The sequence below is a fragment of the Pseudocalidococcus azoricus BACA0444 genome, from assembly GCF_031729055.1.
Lineage (GTDB): Bacteria > Cyanobacteriota > Cyanobacteriia > Thermosynechococcales > Thermosynechococcaceae > Pseudocalidococcus > Pseudocalidococcus azoricus.
The window spans coordinates 353,077-371,682 of record NZ_JAVMIP010000001.1 but is presented as its reverse complement, the minus strand read 5'-3'; the positions used below and the strand labels follow the sequence as shown (position 1 = coordinate 371,682).

The 18,606-nt window shown below is 50.4% G+C and carries 12 protein-coding genes; 8 read left to right on the top strand and 4 right to left on the bottom strand.

Annotated features, from left to right (window positions below):
• Window positions 1-37: 37 nt before the first annotated feature.
• From RIF25_RS01790 to RIF25_RS01780, 3 genes are all read left to right on the top strand, one after another.
• Entirely contained in the window at window positions 38-1,177 is a 1,140-nt protein-coding gene (locus tag RIF25_RS01790; protein WP_322876842.1) for a hypothetical protein, read from the top strand.
• Between the two features lie 98 nt (window positions 1,178-1,275).
• On the top strand, window positions 1,276-1,512 hold the full coding sequence (locus RIF25_RS01785; protein WP_271971085.1) for a type II toxin-antitoxin system Phd/YefM family antitoxin: 237 nt from the start codon (window positions 1,276-1,278) through the stop codon (window positions 1,510-1,512).
• Complete coding sequence (locus tag RIF25_RS01780; RefSeq protein ID WP_322876841.1) at window positions 1,509-1,892, top strand: type II toxin-antitoxin system VapC family toxin; 384 nt, start codon at window positions 1,509-1,511, stop codon at window positions 1,890-1,892. Before RIF25_RS01785 ends, RIF25_RS01780 begins: the two co-directional genes overlap by 4 nt.
• 438 nt (window positions 1,893-2,330) lie before the next feature.
• Here RIF25_RS01780 and RIF25_RS01775 read toward each other — a convergent pair whose 3' ends face one another.
• The 3 genes from RIF25_RS01775 to RIF25_RS17480 all read right to left on the bottom strand — a co-directional run bounded on the left by RIF25_RS01775 (window position 2,331) and on the right by RIF25_RS17480 (window position 11,354).
• Window positions 2,331-5,282, bottom strand: coding sequence for a UPF0182 family protein (locus RIF25_RS01775; protein ID WP_322876840.1), 2,952 nt, complete (start codon window positions 5,280-5,282; stop codon window positions 2,331-2,333).
• Between the two features lie 119 nt (window positions 5,283-5,401).
• Window positions 5,402-7,774 carry a single-stranded-DNA-specific exonuclease RecJ gene (locus RIF25_RS01770; protein WP_322876839.1) on the bottom strand — a complete coding sequence of 791 codons (2,373 nt, stop codon included), beginning with the start codon at window positions 7,772-7,774 and terminating at the stop codon, window positions 5,402-5,404.
• Between the two features lie 115 nt (window positions 7,775-7,889).
• On the bottom strand, window positions 7,890-11,354 hold the full coding sequence (locus tag RIF25_RS17480) for a calcium-binding protein (RefSeq protein WP_322876838.1): 3,465 nt from the start codon (window positions 11,352-11,354) through the stop codon (window positions 7,890-7,892).
• A gap of 181 nt (window positions 11,355-11,535) precedes the next feature.
• On the opposite strand from RIF25_RS17480, the gene RIF25_RS01760 reads away from it, so the two are divergent.
• From RIF25_RS01760 to RIF25_RS01740, 5 genes are all read left to right on the top strand, one after another.
• The gene (locus RIF25_RS01760; RefSeq protein ID WP_322876837.1) at window positions 11,536-13,050 is read left to right on the top strand and encodes an NB-ARC domain-containing protein; all 1,515 of its coding nucleotides are present in this window, start codon (window positions 11,536-11,538) and stop codon (window positions 13,048-13,050) included.
• Window positions 13,051-15,195, top strand: coding sequence for a WD40 repeat domain-containing protein (locus RIF25_RS01755; RefSeq protein ID WP_322876836.1), 2,145 nt, complete (start codon window positions 13,051-13,053; stop codon window positions 15,193-15,195).
• Between the two features lie 159 nt (window positions 15,196-15,354).
• Window positions 15,355-16,143: a nuclear transport factor 2 family protein gene (locus RIF25_RS01750; RefSeq protein ID WP_322876835.1), complete on the top strand. Its 789-nt coding sequence runs from the start codon at window positions 15,355-15,357 to the stop codon at window positions 16,141-16,143.
• A complete protein-coding gene (locus tag RIF25_RS01745) occupies window positions 16,140-16,952 on the top strand; it encodes a septum site-determining protein MinC (protein ID WP_322876834.1) in 813 nt (270 codons plus the stop codon). Before RIF25_RS01750 ends, RIF25_RS01745 begins: the two co-directional genes overlap by 4 nt.
• Window positions 16,953-17,151: 199 nt before the next feature.
• Window positions 17,152-17,856, top strand: coding sequence for an alpha/beta fold hydrolase (locus RIF25_RS01740; protein ID WP_322876833.1), 705 nt, complete (start codon window positions 17,152-17,154; stop codon window positions 17,854-17,856).
• Here the strand turns inward: RIF25_RS01740 and RIF25_RS01735 are convergent.
• Entirely contained in the window at window positions 17,853-18,593 is a 741-nt protein-coding gene (locus RIF25_RS01735) for a hypothetical protein (protein WP_322876832.1), read from the bottom strand. The two genes, RIF25_RS01740 and RIF25_RS01735, sit on opposite strands and share 4 nt — an antisense overlap.
• Window positions 18,594-18,606 lie beyond the last annotated feature (13 nt).

The following is an 18,606-nucleotide window of genomic DNA, read 5'->3' as shown; positions in this document are numbered from 1 at the left end:
GTAGCGGAGTATCAATTTTGGGCTGCTACCGAATCCTATGTTCATTGAGCGCAAAGTCAATCAAACAACTAATAAGGTTGAGCTATGGGAGTGCGAGTGGGAATACCCCGAAGGTGCTCCAGCCAAGAAGATTTTTGTCAGTAGGATCGGTGAGGAACAGCCCTTAGCGCCAGAGGGTAAAAATTCTTGGAGTCAGGTTAACGCGATTTGTTGGGCATCTGGGCGCACACTTGGAAATATTGCTGTTTTCTCTAAATCCATACTTGGAAATTTTCCTCCACAGGCGGGTGATGATGCGCTATTACCTTGCGATTTCGTCCACGCTGGAAAGTTTCGGCACGGTGCTGATCGTTGGTGGTGTCGGACTCACCAAACGCATTGGGGAACTAAAGCTGATCAAGAATCATATAAGTCCTCGGGAGTGATGCGTTGTGCTAACCACTCCCAACCAATGAACTATACTCTGGCTCCATTGGAAATTAATGTGGCTGATTATGCTGAGGTAGGCATCTGGTGCTCACTTCCAACAGGGCTGTCTACCAAATCAATTGAATCTCGTGCCCCTAAGATTTATGTTCATCTGCGTCCCAAAGCACAAGGTAAGAAGTTAATAGACGCTGACTTTGAAGCTATTTCGTTGCTCTACCACGAAGATTTGGGACTGTTTGCTAACGCCGAAATTACCCGTGTTAATATCACACCACCTGCTTCATTCGAGTTTGTTTGTGCTGTAGAAGAAAATCGAGAGATGACCTGCATTAACTGCTCACAGTGCGGCTATCCACATTTGGATCTGGGCGATTTTGCACGGAAGCCCCATCGAAAACATTTTTGTGGTAATTGCGGTTGTGATAGCACTTGGAGTTCTGGACATATTGTTTCAACGCCTCTCAAGCCTTTATATGACCAATTTGCAAAGAACACACAGTATAAGGAACCAGATAGGGCATTAAATCTGGACTTAGATAAATACTCAGGCTGTGATTACGAAATCTGGGCATCTACTCCAGCAATCGTGTGGTCAGCAGATCGCCCGCAGGAAAGGGGAATTCATGTTCATGTTAATGATGGCACTAAACGTATCATCAACAATTCGTTTCGTGCCGTCATCCTCGATGGTAAAACCCTTGAACGTAAGGATGTGCTTCAAGTAATGTTTGAGCGCACAATTACATGAGATAAAACTATAGGTCTGCAATCGTGCAACCAGTAGTTTGACTACATAAAGTAAGAGAGCATGGAGAACTGTTCATAAAATTTGTATTGAGGTAATTTATGTTGAATGTCACTGTTGATGAAATACAACGCGATCCTCTAAAGTATCTTCGTCAGGTAGAGGCAGGTGAAACGCTTGTTATTGTTCGATCTGACAAGCCGATCGCTGAACTTAGACCTATTGCTAGTAGTAAACAGTTGCGACCATTTGGTTTATGTGCAGGCGAGTTTACCGTTCCAGATGATTTCGACGCTCCTTTGCCGGAAGACCTTCTCAGCGCATTCGAGGGCAAATGAGAATTCTGCTAGATACCCACATCTTTCTATGGTTCATTAGTGGCGATACCCAGTTGCCAACAGATGTTCGGGATGCAATTCGTGATCCAGACAATGAGGTTTATCTGAGCGCAATCTCAGTCTGGGAAGCAATTGTCAAGTACCAGTTGGGCAAGCTACCTCTGCCAGAGCATCCCGAAACGTATTTGCCCAAACAGCGCGATCTACATCAAATTGCCAGTCTTGCCCTTGATGAAATTAGTGTGGTTCAACTAGCTAAACTGTCACTATTACATCGTGATCCATTTGACAGAATGCTTATCTGTCAAGCTTTACAAAATGGTTTGACAATTGCGACAGTGGATACAGCAATCCGTGCCTACTCAGTCAATGTCATGTAGCAGCGCAGCCCAACAATGCGTTGGTGCGGACGGAACAGAGTTTGGTGGTGGGAGTCCGAGATTATCTGCCGCCGCACAACTTTGCCGTTCGACGGCTTTTGTCTGTAAGGGCGTACTTTGAAGATTTTCTTTTAGCCTCAAATCCAAAATCTAATAGAGTCTCTTGAAGTCCGAAATCTAGTATAGCAGTCTGTCTTGATTTGTGAGAATAATTGATCACCAGAGGCTTTAGTAAAGAATACCCTCTCGTTGAACCTAGGGTGAAAATAAAACTTTACAAACACAAATAATTCCGCGCTAATCTCACGAATCATTACTGTTTACTATAGATGTGTTGATTTTCACATCAATCAAGACTCTTACAACTTAGCAATGATCAATAAAGGTATCAAACAGGCTTTTTACCATGACGAGGAACAGCAAATTCAAGGGATATAGTCATTTCGACGGCCGATTACTAATGGTGAGTTGATCTGGATTGTTGTAGTTGGCAAAGCCAGGAAAGAGTTTCTCCAGGCCCTGATCCAAGGTTTCTGCCATGACAATTTGTTGATTAAACATGAGAATCACCCGCGCTAAGATGGGCAAACTATTCTGACTGGCTTCCAGGTAAAGAGGTTCGACGTAGAGTAACGAGCGTTCAATCGGAATAATCAGTAAATTCCCTTGCAATGAACGGGAGCCAGCCCGATTCCAGAGGGAGATTTGCTGGGAAATGGTTGGGTCTTGGTTAATTCGAGCTTCAACTTGTTGGGGGCCAAAGACCAATTCTTGTTTTGGAAAGGTATAGAGGAGTAGCTTCCCATATTGATCGTGATCTGAGCGAGCCGCTAACCAGGCCACCAGATTGGGGCGATTTAGGGGCGTAAACGGATAGAGCAAGATAAACTCCTCCTGATTCCCACTCGGTAGCCGCATGATCAGGTAATAGGGCTTGACGGCCTGGGGATCATTACCATAGATTTCCTGGGGAATTTGCCATTGGTCTTCCTGACTGTAAAACACCACCGGATCGGTCATGTGATAGCGCAACAGTTTCTGAGACTGGGCCTGGAACAGATCCACCGGATAGCGAAGATGGGCGGCCAGGCGCGGCGGCATTTGGTCAACGGGATAAAAGAGGTTCGGAAAAATTTTAGACCAGGTTTGAATCAAGGGATCGGAATTGTCCATGACATAGAAGCGCACCGAACCATGATAGGCATCCACGACCACCTTGACGGAATTGCGAATATAGTTAAACGGCTCCTCCCCCGGATCAGAGTAGGGATAGTAACGGCTGACAGTATAGGCATCAATTACCCAGTACAAGAAATTTGGCTCTGATTCATGGGGGGATTCCACATCAATGGCAGCCTCGGGGCGGGTATCGGCGATGACTAAATAGGGCTGCTGATCAAAGCGCAAAAATGGAGCTAAGGTTTGCACTCGCGTCATAATGTTGCGGCGAAAGAGAGCCTTGGTTTCTCGGTTGATATTGGGCGTTAACAACAGTTGCCAGTCGTGGAAATAGACAGACATCACCAACCGTTGCCAGAATGCCCCCACTGGAACGCCTCCTCGTCCCTGATAGTGGTTATAGGCATTGTCATTCCCCGTTGGATAGTCCAATTCAGGCACATTGGAGGGGGCCAGGACATGGGTATCCGTAATCTGTCCGTAATAAATCCGGGGAAAACCAATGGGAATACTATTGGCGATGGCTGGATTGGCCGTCACTAAGCCGCCCTGGGAACCACTAACAATATCTTGGACAAAGTATTTCGGCAGCCCCCCCTCGCCCGCAACATTGACAGGACTCATGGTAAAGCCATAGCCGTGGGTAAACACCAGATGTTCATTGATCCAACTTTGGGCCTGGCTGGGGACGGCGGTGTAATCTAACTCCCGGGCGGCGGTGAGGACTTGGCGAATTTCTTGATCGGAGTTGGGATTTTTTGCAGTGGGGTCGGTCTGGGTGCTGATCTGGTAGCGATCAATAAAGGCATCGGGAAAGCGGTAGTAGGAGCGCAGTTGTTGGAGTTGGCGATTGGTTTCGAGCAGCGGACGGGTATCCCAGAGGCGAATATTCCGCACCGTGGGGGCATTGTCGGCCAGGACTGGGGCCGTGAGATTGTTTTCCGGTTGGAAGGGTTCGGCATAGACGGTTTCCAAGTTATAGGCCTGGCGGGTGAAATCAATGGTGCGCTGAATATAGGGCAGTTCTCGTTCCAGTTCGTTCGGTTGGACAATCAGGGCCTGGGCTAAGTTGGGGAGAAGTTGACCAATGATAAAGATTAAACAGGCATAGCCCGTTACACTACGCAATAACCAAGGGGATGCCGGGGCCAGCCGAATTTGCCCTTTCCCGCCCCGCCGGATTGCTGACCAGAGCAGCATGATCCCCACCCCCAAGGTAAAAACCGCAAACAGGGTATAGAGAGGGAGGGTAATTTTAATATCCGTGTAACTAGCCCCAAAGGTGACACCCCGCGGCGAATAGAGGAGTTTATAACGCTCTAACCAAAAGCTCAGGGCTAAACAGAAACAAAACCCACCCGCAAGGGCCTGAATATGCTGCCGTTGGGCCCGATTAAACCCTGTAAACCGTCCCAAACTGAGGCTATCCCCAGCTAAAAGATAAATCAGTGTTACGCCTGCGAGGGCCGAAATCGTCAAGGCCGTCATTGCAAAGCGCACCCATTCCCAAAAGGGTAGAGTAAAAATATAAAAGCCAATATCTTGATGAAACAGGGGATCAATTTGACTAAAGTTTGTCCGTTGCCAGGCCTGGAGAACAATGGCCCAATGATTGCGCCCTAACCAGGCCAGGCCCAAGCTTTGCCCAATGGCCACCAGCCGATAGCCCCAAAAGGGTTGGACAAGACAGCCGATGCCCGCCAACAGGACGAGACAGAGATAGAGAGGATTTTGACACCAGCCCCCAATAATCGTGATCACCGCAGTCCAATCAAACTGGGGCAGGAGGGGATTAATGGCCAAACTTGCCTGGGCCTGGGAATTAAAGGCTAAGGAAACAACAACCGTATGCTCAACCAAGGCAATCGTGACAAGGGCCAGGCCCAAACTCAAGGGCAAGAGTCCTGGTAAACCTAAATAACGTGTTCCAGAGCGGGGCGTTTGTTCGCGCAACCGATAGGCCAGGCCACTGTTTAAGCCCAAAAAGACCAATCCCCCCACCAGGCCCAGGCCCAGTAAGCTCAATTGAGTCAGCCAACGCCGCCACAGCACCGATAAATAGCCCAATTCCTGAAACCAGAGGGATTCAGCTACAACTCGACAGCCGCAATACAGCACCCCGAAAATGGCCAGGATCAGCAGGCTAATCAGGAGTCCTTGCGGCCAGCGTTGCGTTTTCGATTTCAGGGAAGGCGGGGCAATGACAGTCATTTCCTACCACTCTACGAACGACCTATAATCTGCGAGCCAAGCGTCTAAACTGGGGCTGCTTCTATCCTGCCTAATTCCTGAAGGACTATGACGGGTAGGATGTTGAACATTGCAGAACTTTAAGCGGATTGCCCAGCTACTTGCCGTAGGGTTGGGGTCGGGACTTGGGCCAAATAATGGCGGCGAAACTGTTCTTCCGCGACTGTCAGGGCAAACTGCTCTACGGCCTGGGGATTGGCAGCAATGGCTTGAGGGTAACGACAACTGATGGCTGGTTGAGCATTGGGCTGTTCAGGCTGCGGATACACAAAAATTTCGACTCCCAAGGCGGTTAAGGTATCCAGGCCCTTGGTTACGGCTAATGCACTCAGGCCCAGTTCTTGTTGGAGGCGATCTAAGCCAATTTGGGCCCCGGTGCGGCTGAGATGTTTAGTGATCCCAATTAACCGTTGCCAGGCCTGGGTGGGGGTAGTCCGGGGGGGATGACTGTAGATGAGTGCTAAGGGGATAGCTGCCCGCTGGGCCTGGGTGAGCCATTGTCGCCATTCTGTCCAAGTTTGGGGGGGCGTTTCGAGGGTTAAGACCGGTTCCGGTAAGGGTGGGATCGGGCGATAGCGATAATCTAAAATTTCTAGTCGAGTTGAGTGGCCAGGGAGGACATTGGCATAGGGGGCAGGTTGGAGATCCCTGACGTGAAAAACGTATTGATTGTCCTTGGTGTTAAAGTTCAACTCCCCGACAAGATCGCAACGTCCGGGGGGAATATCCTGGGGTTGATGATCCCACCAAATGCCCGCCGCCTGATGTCCCGATTCGGGGTCAAGGATGGTAAAGGTGACAAAGCTATAGTTCTGGGTCTGGCCTTGAATATCCTTCAGACCATTGCGCCAAGGTTTTTGAATTTCCACCCCCTGTAATCGCAACGTCACCCCCGGATTTCCCAGGCCATAGGGTTCTAATAACTTTAACTCTCGAAATAAACCGGCCCCAAGCTCAGCAACAGGGACATCTAAATCAATCCCAATGGCAGGTTCGATTGGTGGTTGGCCGCCCCATCGTTGCCCCAAGGCCTGGTTTAAGCCTTCCCGTAAGAGCGGCACATTTTGAATCGGTAAACTCAAACCAGCCGCAAAGGGATGCCCCCCAAAACGATGGAGCAGATGTAGGTGTTGATTGAGTAGCTCATACAAATCCAAGCCCCCAATGGAGCGCGCCGAACCCCTGGCCAAGTCTGGAGGCTCAATCTCGTTCCCTGGATAAGGCAAGGCATTTGGCTCTGAGGCTAGGTCTAACTCCCCCAGATCCCCATCTGCTAACTCCAGTCCCTCTGCCCGTAATAAAATCACTGGCCGCCCATATTTCTTAGCCAACTGCCCGGCAACCACACCCACCAGGCCTACTGACCATTGGGGATGCATCAAAACAATGACATAGGTGGTGGATAAATCTAAGCGGGCAATTTCTTTTTCGGCCTGGTTAAGGATCGTTTTCTGGAGGGCTTTGCGGCGATCATTGGCTAACTCAGCGGCCTGGGCTAATTCGGCGGCTCGTTGAGGATCCTGGGTGGTCAACAACTCGACACAGAGGCTGGCATCCCCATAAATCCGACTAACGGCATTGATCCGCGGCCCCAGGCCAAAACTAATATCGGTCGGTCGATCCCCTTTTTGACGCGCATTTTTGAGCAGTGCTGCCAGGCCTGGGCGTTTTTGGGATTTTAATTGCGCAATTCCCCGTTGGGCCAAGTAGCGACAATCCCCCTGTAATTCCACTAGATCGGCAATCAACCCAATCGCAACTAAGTCCAAATATCGGTCTAAGGGTAGCTGGGGAACTGTGGGAAATTCTTCATAGAGGGCTTCAATGAATTTATAGGCAACGGCCACACCGGATAAATAGCGAAGGGGATGATCATCAGCAAATTCTCTCGGGTTGATGAGGGCGGTGACATGGGGCCGATAGGGAGGCAGAGTATGATGATCCGTGATAATCACATCCATTCCCAGGCCTGCTGCGTAGCGAATTTCCTCTAGGTTTGTGCTGCCAGTATCACAGGTAATAATCAAGGTACATCCCTGGGCCTGGAGTTGGGCAAGGCCGATCATGGATAACCCGTGAGATTCTGTCAACCGATTGGGGATGTAATAAATCAATCGCTCATGTTGTGGGAAAAACTGCCCTAACCCCTCCCATAACACCGCCGTGGCCGTCACCCCATCGGCATCAAAATCTCCCCAAATTGCCACCTTCTCCTGGTCGCGCCGGGCCTGGGCAATCCGTTCTACTGCTTGGGACATTTCCGCAAAGGCAAATGCCGATGTTGGTTTGTAGTCCTCAGGAAATAAGAAAGACTTAATCGCTGCGATATTGCGCCACCCCCGCTGCCATAACACTTGGGCGGTAGACTTTCCCGCTTCTGGATGGAGAGACTTAATGGCGCTGATGAAGGGGCCTGGGGGCGTGGCTGCGGCCAACTGTTGCCAAACTACCATCGTTAAAGTCTCCCTGGCCTGGACGTGATCTGAGAGAGGATTTAGCTCCTAATATCTTATCGGCAATACCCAAGGGAACACGTTTTCATAGATTCGATATTGCCCTGACTCAGCCTTAGACAATAAGGATGTCACTGGCAACCAGGCCTGGTTTGGTACTGAGAGTGGCAATCTGGGTTTGGGCCGTCCCGCCGAAGCCATCTGCATCAAAGAATAATCCACCCGTAGATTGGTTGTAAATAAACCGATGGGTAGAACTGGTTGCGGCTGTACCCAAGATAAATTGAGATACAGCGAGTGTCCCAACAACTAAACCACCACCAAATCCACTTCCTAAGACTTCAATCCTATCGGAATTGCCAGAAACCTTAGTAAAGTCAGTAATTGTATCAATGCCTTCAGTGCGGGCTGTGAACCGGAAGAAATCATTGCCATTGCCACCGGTCAAAGAGTCGTTACCGGCCCCCCCTACTAAAAGATCACTACCATCTCCACCAATCAACCGATCCGCCCCCAGTCCCCCATTCAACGTATTATTCCCAGAATTGCCTGTAATCGTGTTGTTGAGTGAATTACCTGTTCCATTGATCGCCGCCGTTCCAGTGAGAATCAGGTTTTCGAGATTGGCTCCTAAACTGTAGGTAATGGCAGATTGAACGGTATCAATTTCGGTTGCATTAGTTGAGGTTTCAGAAACCACATCTCCGGCATTATCCACAATGTAGGTATCATTCCCCAGGCCCCCAATGAGACGATCTGCCCCCAGGCCCCCATTCAAAACATTATTCCCAGAATTGCCTGTAATCGTGTTGTTCAGCGAATTACCTGTTCCATTGATCGCCGTCGTTCCCATGAGAATCAGATTTTCGAGATTGGCTCCTAAACTGTAGGTAATGACAGATTGTACCGTATCGATTTCAGTCGTGATGGTTGAGATTTCAGAAACAACATCTCCGGCATTATCCACAATGTAGGTATCATTTCCCAGTCCCCCAATCAACCGATCTGCACCCAGGCCGCCATTCAACGCATTATTCCCAGAATTACCTGTAATCGTGTTGTTGAGTGAATTACCTGTGCCATTGATCGCCGCCGTTCCGGTGAGAATTAGATTTTCAAGATTGGCTCCCAAACTGTAGGTAATCGCAGATTGTACCGTATCGATTTCAGTCGTGATGGTTGAGATTTCAGAAACAACATCTCCGGCATTATCCACAATGTAGGTATCATTCCCCAGTCCCCCAATGAGACGATCCGCCCCCAGGCCCCCATTCAAAATATTGCTAGCAGAATTACCTGTAATTGTGTTGTTCAGCGAATTACCCGTGCCATTGATCGCCGCCGTTCCGGTGAGAATTAGGTTTTCGAGATTGGCTCCCAAGCTATGGGCCAGGCCCGTTTGTACCGTATCAACCCCTTGACTAGCCGCTTCCACCACCACATCGCCAGCATTATCCACAACATAGGTGTCATTGCCCAGGCCCCCAACCAGTCGATCTGCCCCGGCCCCACCATTAAGAAGATCATCCCCTGCTTCCCCGGTCAAAGTATTATTCGCCCCATTACCCAGGATCGTATTGTTGAGATCATTCCCAGTCCCGTTAATCGCGGCTGTCCCGGTGAGGGTGAGGTTTTCCACATGGGGGGTGAGGATATAGCTAACACTGGCCTGGATTATATCAATCCCCTCATTGGCCGATTCAACTACCTTATCGCCAGCATTATCCACAATGTAGGTATCATTCCCCGCAGCCCCGGCCGCCCAGTCAGACCCCACACTGCCATTCAAAATATTGTTGCCCGCATTCCCGATGATGGAGTTATTCCCCGTATTCCCAATGCCATTGATATTGCCTGTGCCGAGGAGGGTCAGATTTTCCAGATTGGCCCCCAAGGTGTAGCTAATAAACGACTGCACTTCGTCAATACCGCCATTGGCCACCTCAATCACCACATCGCCGGAATTATCCACGACATAAACATCATTCCCCAGGCCCCCCAGCATCCGGTCCACACCCAGGCCCCCATCGAGGAAATCATTGCCCAATAAGCCTTCCAGGGTATCATTACCGCCTAAACCAAACAGCCGATCATCCAAGACCGTGCCATAAATTTCATCATTACCTTGGGTGGGGTTGTTGATTATCGGATTGGGTTTGGTAATCGCCCGCAGATCTCGGAAATTTTCAATCGCAAAGGTGTAAAAGTTGGTGTAGTTAAGGTTAATCAGATTCGGAGCAATCAGGGCAATTTGACGGGCAGCTTGGGATCCAGATCCATCACCATCGTAGAAAATTTTGCCAGTCAGGTGATCATAAAAAACACGCGTGGTGGTTCGAGTCGCTTGGGGGCCAATTTCAAACTGATTGGCGAGGAAAAAGCTATTGGCAGCCCGGCCATCCCCCATCGTTTGCAGGGCAATAATATCTTCATTGGGATTAAAGTCTGAGATGGTATCCATGGAGTTGGCATGAACCATCACGGCAAAGCGATCACTGCCTGCTCCACCCTGAAAGACATCTAAGCCTTCATTCCCAATAATCAGATCGTTGCCTTCCCGGCCAATAATCGTGTCACTGTTAATCGTCCCCACCAGGAGGTCTGCCCGCAGCGTTCCGGCAATCACCGCCCCATCATTCGGATTGACCACCCCATCCCCATTCAGATCTCCTTTCACCCCCGAAGCCGGAGCATAGACCCAGCCGTTGGGATTGTTCTCAATGGGTTGAAACGAACCATCCGGGAGCCGCACCATTTCCGTAATGTGCATCCCATTGGATTGATCATCGGGGCGGATCAGATAGTGGCGGTCGGGAATGTCAAAAATCGTACCCGTTTCATAGCGGTCTTGCCAGTCGGAATAATAAACCTGAGACGCAGCCGTGAACTTGACCGTGATAATGCCTTGATCGTTAACTGTATAGGTTCCGGTATATTCATCGAAACGTAGAATATAGCCCTCGTTGCGATTGGCGTACTGATAGCCCTCGTAAAGATAGAACTTGCCATCGGCCGTGAAGTTGTAAACCGCCTTTAACTCCACCGGAAATGTCCAATAGCTTTGGGGATAGTTATCGAGTTCAATCCCTGGGGTACTCGGATCTGGGTCGTACTCACCACTGGGACGCGGATCGTAGGGAATCCCCGGCCGGCTCACGCCATCATCCGTAATAATTGCGTAAATATCTCCCCGGCCCACCCTGACATAATCATTGAAATAGTTAACTTTTGAGGCATCTCCCCACAGGCCCACAAAAAAAGGCGTTTGATTCTGGGTTGTGAATGTGCCTTGGTTCTCATTGATGAATGTATTGACAGGCTGGGAAAGGGGATTATTCGGGCCTGGGGGTAATCCGGTGATGCCAGTGTTTGGAGCAACGGTAGAGAATTGGGTGAGGGTGGGGGGTGCTGGACGAGTGGTTGGTGTGCCGTTGGCCAGGGCGTTCATCTTGGCATTGAGTTGATCCAGCTTTTCTTGGGCCGGGGAGGTGGTGCGGGTGAGATTGGTGCGCCGGAGGAGTAAGTCTTGAACTCCATCATTTTCTTGCCCAATGAGCGCGTTGTTAAATAGGCCTGCCATGACCACCTGCTCCTAAATCCTGAGATTGTTTGACGACTTAACTATTGATAGCTCCATCATCTCCAGGCCCCGCTAGGCAGTCTATACAGCGAATTTCGGAATTATCTCTGCTATACTTCTGGTGAAATTCGGGTCAAGTTCGCCTTTTTCAGATCGTTTTTAAGGCTGCACCACAGAGACTATGGATTTTGGGCAGGGGTTGGCCGTTGCGGATGAGACTATCTTTACCAAAACGGGACGGCGATTAGGGCAGGTGGAGCGGGCCGTCTTAGCAGGCTGTTGGCAGGAACAAACCTACGAAGAAATTGCCGATCAAACCGGGTATTCCCTCAGTTACATTAACCGCACTGTTGCTCCAAAACTCTGGCAGACTCTTTCCTATGCTTTAGAGGAACGGGTAACAAAGAAGAATTTCCGGTTTTGCTTAGAACGACATTGGCGCAATCACCAGGCCCCTGATGCCCATCCCGATACCAACCCTAGTTCTCCCACTTCAGCCCCAGAGTTAGCCCCAAAATTAGCGATAGAATCATCTCCTGCTACCCCGCCGCCTGCTTTGGATTGGGGAGATGCCCTGGATGTTTCGTTTTTTTATGGGCGAACTTCCGAACTCCAGACCTTAGAGAACTGGATTGTCCAAGATCGTTGTCGGTTGGTGGGTATCCTTGGCCTGGGGGGTATGGGCAAAACCTCCCTCTCGATTAAGCTGGCCCAAACGGTTCAAGGGGATTTTGAGATTATTATTTGGCGAACCGTCCGCAATGCCCCGCACCTGACCACGTTGTTAGCCGATCTGATTCCGCTGCTGTCGCGTCAACAAACCACCCAGGCCAGCCTCAGTCAGTTTTTAGAGTTACTCCGTCAATCCCGCTGTCTTTTGGTTTTAGATAATTTAGAAACCCTTTTAGATGCCCAGGCGGCCGGCCAATTTCGTCCCGGTTATGAAGACTACGGCGAACTGTTGCGGTTAGTCGGTGAAACGCCCCATCCCAGTTGTCTAGTGGTCACAAGTCGGGAGCGGCCAACAGAAATTTCCGTTTTAGCAGGGACAGAAGCTGCCGTGCGTCTTTGGCAACTGGAGGGATCATGGGACGTGGCCCAGGCCTTGTTTGCCGCCAAAAACCTCAAAGGAACAATCCCAGAGCAACAGGAACTTGGCCATCGCTATAGTTATTGCCCCCTGATGCTCAAAATTATTGCGACTTCAATTCAAGACCTGTTCAATGGCGAAATTGCCGCATTTTTGGCCACGGAGGCTCTCTTTTTTAATGGGGTGCGGCGACTGTTGGATCAACAATTTCAACGGCTTTCTCCCCTGGAACAAACGGTGATGTATGAACTGGCCATTGGTCGGGAGGGCCTGGGCCTGGAAGCCTTACTGGAGATGGGTCTGACACCCCTGCCTAAGCGCAAACTCCTCGAAACCCTGGAAGCCCTCACCACTCGCTGCCTGATTGAAAAGCAAACCCAAGGTTATACCCAACAGCCTGTGGTCATGGAATATGTCACCGATGTTTTAGTGGAACAGGTCACGGCGGAATTGCTGACTGGCGAACTCAATCTGTTTTTGACCCATGCCCTCCTCCAGGCCAGCCGCAAAGACTATATTCGCACCACCCAGGCCCGCCTGATCCTCCAACCCATTGCCGCCAATCTCCAGGCCCAGTTTCCGACTCCTGCTTCTCTCAACCAGTAAATGCAGCATATTCTCCAGCAAATGCGGGGGGCGACAGCGGGGGCAAATTATGGCGCGGGCAATCTCCTCAACCTGATGCAAACCTTAGACCTGGATTTAACGGGGGCGGATTTTTCCGGATTAACCATTGCCCAGGCCGATCTTCAAAATGCGCTTCTACACCGGGTTAACTTTCACGGCTGCACCTTCTCCCATGTTTTATTTGCCGAATCCTTTAATAGCCCTTATGTGTCGGCCCTCAGTCCTGATAATCGCTACTTAGTCATGACCGGCCCCGATGGACTGGCCCATATGTGGGATGTGGCGACCGGAACCCGACAACTCACACTAGCTGCACATCAGGGCCTAGCCTTAGGGATTGCCTTTAGTCCCAATAGCCAGGTCTTAGCCACGGCCAGTTTTGATCGCACCCTTAAGTTTTGGCAAATTCCGTCCGGGGTGTGTCTGGAAGTCATCTCAACTCCGGCCCCGGTTTGGAGTGGTTGTTATAGCGTGGATGGGGCGTGTTTTTATCTGGGCCTGGAAGATGGCCGGATTCTCGCTTGGGATGTTAACCGCCATGAATGGGGAGAGGAGTTCAAGGCCCATGCCGCAACCGTTGCCAGTTTAGCCATCCATCCCCAGGCCCCGGTGTTAGTGAGTAGTGGCTATGACCGCTGTATTAAACTGTGGCATCTCCCCACCCAAACTGCCCTCGCACACCTAACAGCCCACAGCGATAATGTTTGGAAAGTAGAATTTTCTCCTGATGGAACTGTCTTAGCAACGGCCGGATTTGATGGCGTGACGCGGTTGTGGGATACCCAGGGCCTGGAGGCAATTTCTCATTCCCCAAATTCCGATCCGGTTGGCATTCCCTCACTTCCCTGTCTTCACACCCTGAGTCTCCATCGCGGCCAACTGTTGGGATTATCCTTCAGTCCTGATGGCAGCCTCGTGGCCACGGCCGGACAAGATAGCGTGATTCCATTATGGCAAGTGAGTACAGGCCAGCCAGTTGCGACGTTAGCTGGACATCGAGATTTAATTTGGTCGGTCGTCTTTAGCCAAGATGGTCAGTCTCTTTACAGCGTCAGTAACAATGAAATTAAGTTTTGGTCAGTGGCGGCGCGTCTGTGTGAGCGGACATTACATGGGTTGAGTGTCACCTGTCGCACGTTGGCAATTCATCCAGGTGGTACCCGTCTAGTCACAGGTGGTAATGATCGACAAATTCGTCTTTGGGATTTAACTACCGGCCACTGTCAACGACTCCTATCCGCCCACGCCGGCCCCGTCATTTGCTTAACCCTCTGTGGCGATGGCTCGGTTCTGGCTAGTATTGACGATGAAGGCATCCTCAAGTTCTGGGACTTAGAAACGGGGACTTGTCGGCATACTTGTAATACTGGCCTGGTGGCACTCTATGTCAGTGGGGGCGATCATCCCAATTTTCCTCTCATTGCTATCTCCAGCACTGCCAAGGTGATTCAACTTTGGAACTATCGCACCGCAGAACTGGTTCGCACCCTGGCTATCCCCGAATCCTTGGGCCATCCCCATGTTGTTGTCATGCACCCCCACCAACCCCTGATGGCCACAGGACACCACACCGGGCAGCTTTATCTCTGGAATTTAACATCCGATCAACCTCATCAAACCCTGAGTGGCCAGGCCAGTAAACCTTGGACAATTGCTTTTCACCCGGAGCAACCCCTGATTGCCAGTGGCGGTGACGATTGTACGGTGAGTGTTTGGAATTATGAAACCAATACAGTTCTCCATACCCTTGTGGGTCATACAGCAGCCGTGGCGTGGGTCGCGTTTAACTCTGATGGGCGGCTATTGGCGAGTGGTGCGGGCGATAACACGGTGCGGATTTGGGATATGACAACTGGCCAATGCTTACACAGCCTCAGCGAGCACCAGGCCAAAGTAACTGCTGTTGCCTTTAATCCTAGGCCCCGAACAGATTACAACTGCCCTAATGTGTTGATCAGTAGCAGCTTTGATGAAACGATTCGCCTCTGGGATGCCGACACCGGAACCCGTCTTAAAATCTTACGACCAGATCGAATTTATGAGGGGATGAATCTGATTAATGCCAGCGGACTCTCAGAAGCCGAAAAGTTAACGTTAAAAACCTTAGGGGCGATCATTTCTTAACCACTGGCCTGGTTCAGGCTTGGATTACGCCCACCCTTACTTCTCCGAGGAGATTTTTACAGGCTCAATATAACCAGGCCTGGAGCAGGGGGGTATCATAAAGCATAAGTAAAATGCTTGTTTCCGTGAATTTTAATCTTCTCTAGGCTGAGGCATAGAATGACCCGTTCCTATTTGTCTGCTTTCTTGGCGTTGACCCTAGCCACCAGTAGCGGTGGAATTAGTAGCTTAACAGCCCAGGCCCAGGGAAATGTCTCTCGCCCAGCCGTCCCCACAGAACTGCAAGCCCTGATCCAGAAAATTGATACGGCGGCTAATCAACGGGATTTGGCAGCACTTTTAGAGTTTTATGCCCCCAGTTTTAGCTCTACGGATGGTCTGAATCGGGAAATACTTGAGAAAGTCATTAAACGCCTTTGGGAAGAGTATCCTACCCTCACCTATCGCACCACCGTCAATCGTTGGAAACGTCATGCCACAGGCTGGGACATTGAACTCACCACCACCATTAACGGCAAAGGTCAGTTCCAAGAACAACCCCTAACCCTCGAGTCCAACCTGAGTAGTCGGCAAAAAATCGTCAACGGGCAAATTACCTGGCAAGACATTACCTCAGAGCAAACGAAGATGACCTCTGGCTCGGCTCCACCCACAGTCCAATTTAATCTCCCCACCGCTGTCAAGCTCGGCCAAGATTACAACTTAGATGTCATTGTGCAAGAACCCCTGGGTGAATCCCTCCTCCTAGGAACTGCCATCGTTCAACCCATCACCCCAGAGACCTATCTCAAATCTCCCCCCCTCAAACTAGAACTTTTGCCAGCCGGTGGACTATTCAAAATTGGCCGGGCCCCCAACCAGGCCGGGAGTCAATGGATTTCCATCGCCCTGATTCGGGATACTGGTAAAATCCTTATGACCCAGCGACTACGGATTGGCCAACCATGACGGCAATGGAGCAAAATCCTCAAGATATCCCTACTCCTAATGCCTCCCCAGCACCTGCATTAAGCACCGCATTTCCCGATCTAGAAGCCAGCCAACCAGTCGGAGCCATCACCGATTTTGGTATCAATCTCTATAGCCAAGCGGGGCAACTCATTCTCCAACTACCGCCGGAAATTCCTGGAGACTGGGAAGGGGTTTGGCAACAATTACAACTCCATCTCCAGGCCCGGACTCCGTTTTGGTCTCCCCACAGCCATCTAGAAGTGCGGGTAGGGAATCGCCTCCTCGATCAACGCCAACTCCAACAACTTGCCGAAGCTTTTAACCCGGTTCAAATTAACTTACAAAGAATTAGCACCAGTCGTCGTCAAACCGCCATTGCCGCTGCCACCCTTGGTTATGCCGTGGAGCAAACTCTGGCCAATTCCCCCTTCACCGACCCGGAAGTTCCCCCCCCAGAGGCAGTGCCCACCCCTAACCCCCTGTATCTACAAACAACCCTCCGATCCGGCCATGAAATTTGCCATGGTGGTTCGGTGATTGTCGTGGGGGACTTGAACCCAGGCAGCACCATTATTGCTGGTGGAGATATTTTAGTTTGGGGGCGAATTCGCGGGGTTGTCCATGCTGGAGCTAGTGGCAACTTATCAGCCCGAATTATGGGACTCTATCTGGCTGCAACACAACTGCGAATTGGCGACTTCATTGCCCGTAGTCCAACCCCCCCCAAGGATTTCTATCCCGAAGTTGCCTATGCCACCCCCAACGGGATCCAGATTGCCCCCGCTAGTCACCTTCACCTGGCCTAAGGAAAAAACCGTTATCATTGCCAATCCTCAAACCTAAGGGTTATTTCTGGACCAAATCAGATAGACTCTCACAATTGTCCCCATGCCTAAATTCTTAATCGTTCAGGCTGAACTGTACTACACCATATCGGGTCATCCGGCCAGAGACTGGCTTCTTTTAATACCCGGATTTGCCAGTGATACCGCGACTTAGGCATTGATGGTACCGGATTTAGTTCAAGATTACCGAATCTTACGCTTGGATAATCGGGGCATTGGACAGAGTTCCACTTCTGAACATGAATACCGTGTTACCGATCTCGCCCAGGATATTGCTGTGCTTTTAGAGTATTTAGGCATTAATGCGGTTCATGTGGCGGGTCATTCCTTGGGGGGGCAAATTGCCCAAGAACTGGTGTTTCTGGCTCCTGGAAAAGTCAAAAGCCTGATTTTATTGGCAACTTGGGCGATGCCGGATCCGAAATTCCAGGCCCTGATGCAATTATTGGGTGATTTAGCAACCCGGCTTGAGATGCGGTTTTACCTCAAGTCTTTGGTGCATTGGCTATTTAGTGATCGTTTCTTTGCAACTCCCCAGGCCCTTGGGCAACTCCTAGAGACCCTCGACTCAATTCCCGACTTACCCTCACCTCAGGCCTTAGTTCATCAAAGCCAGGCCATCATCCAGAGCAACACTGTTAGCCGCCTAGCCTCAATTCACTGCCCGGCCCTAATTCTCCACGGAGATCAGGATTTGATCACCCCAATTAAATTTGCCCACCAGTTAGCCCAAGGGATCCCCCAGGCCCAGTTGGCAATCCTACCTGAAACCGGCGATGGTTCTATCATTGAGTCGCCCCAATTGGTTACAGGCGCAATGCTGGCTTTTCTGAAGTCCATCAAGGGGGAGGAGCGCAAATCCTAAGCTGGAATCGGTAAGTTTTCCTCAGCAAAGAGGTTGTTGGCCAAACGGTCTAAATCCGCATGGAAGTCTTGGCTGACTGTGGTTTTGGCGGGGGCAATCTGGCTTAAGTAAATAGTTTGCAGATCACTGGGCAGGCAATCCCGTAAGAGTTGGTAGCCATTTTGGAGATGCTGGGAAATTTCCCCGAGGGTGATGGGTTGCCCTTCCGCCTCCAGAAAAGCAATCAATCGTTCCGTATTCCAATGGAAAGTCTGAGTGGTGACTAGGATTAAGCGCGTGAGGGCAGGTAGGTAGGCCAGAGCCGCTTCCAGATAACACCAAAATGGGGGCGAGGCAACTTGGAGTGTATAGGAAATGGTTTCAATGGCGGGCACCGGACTATGGACAGAGGCCGCAACTTGATTTAAGACCCAAGCCCGAAATGTGGGGGTAGGCACTTGATCTTCCTCACCCATCAAAACCCCCGCTTCCGTAAACTTAAGGGCGTGTAAACTGACAAAAATGGTTTGCCAGGTTTTGGCGTACAAAAAATCAATTTGGACTTGGCTGCGGGCGTGGTGGGAAAGGACACTGTAAACCAAAGGGGCATAGCGGGCAAAAATCGCCACAAAATAGCGACCCTGTTGTAACTGCTGTTGAAAAGATTCCACAAGGGCCTGGTCACTCAGCTTGAGGAGGGGCTGCACTAAGGGATGAGTATATTCCATTAAAGGGGGTAAAACTGCCGTTCTGACCATAATCTCGCTCAAC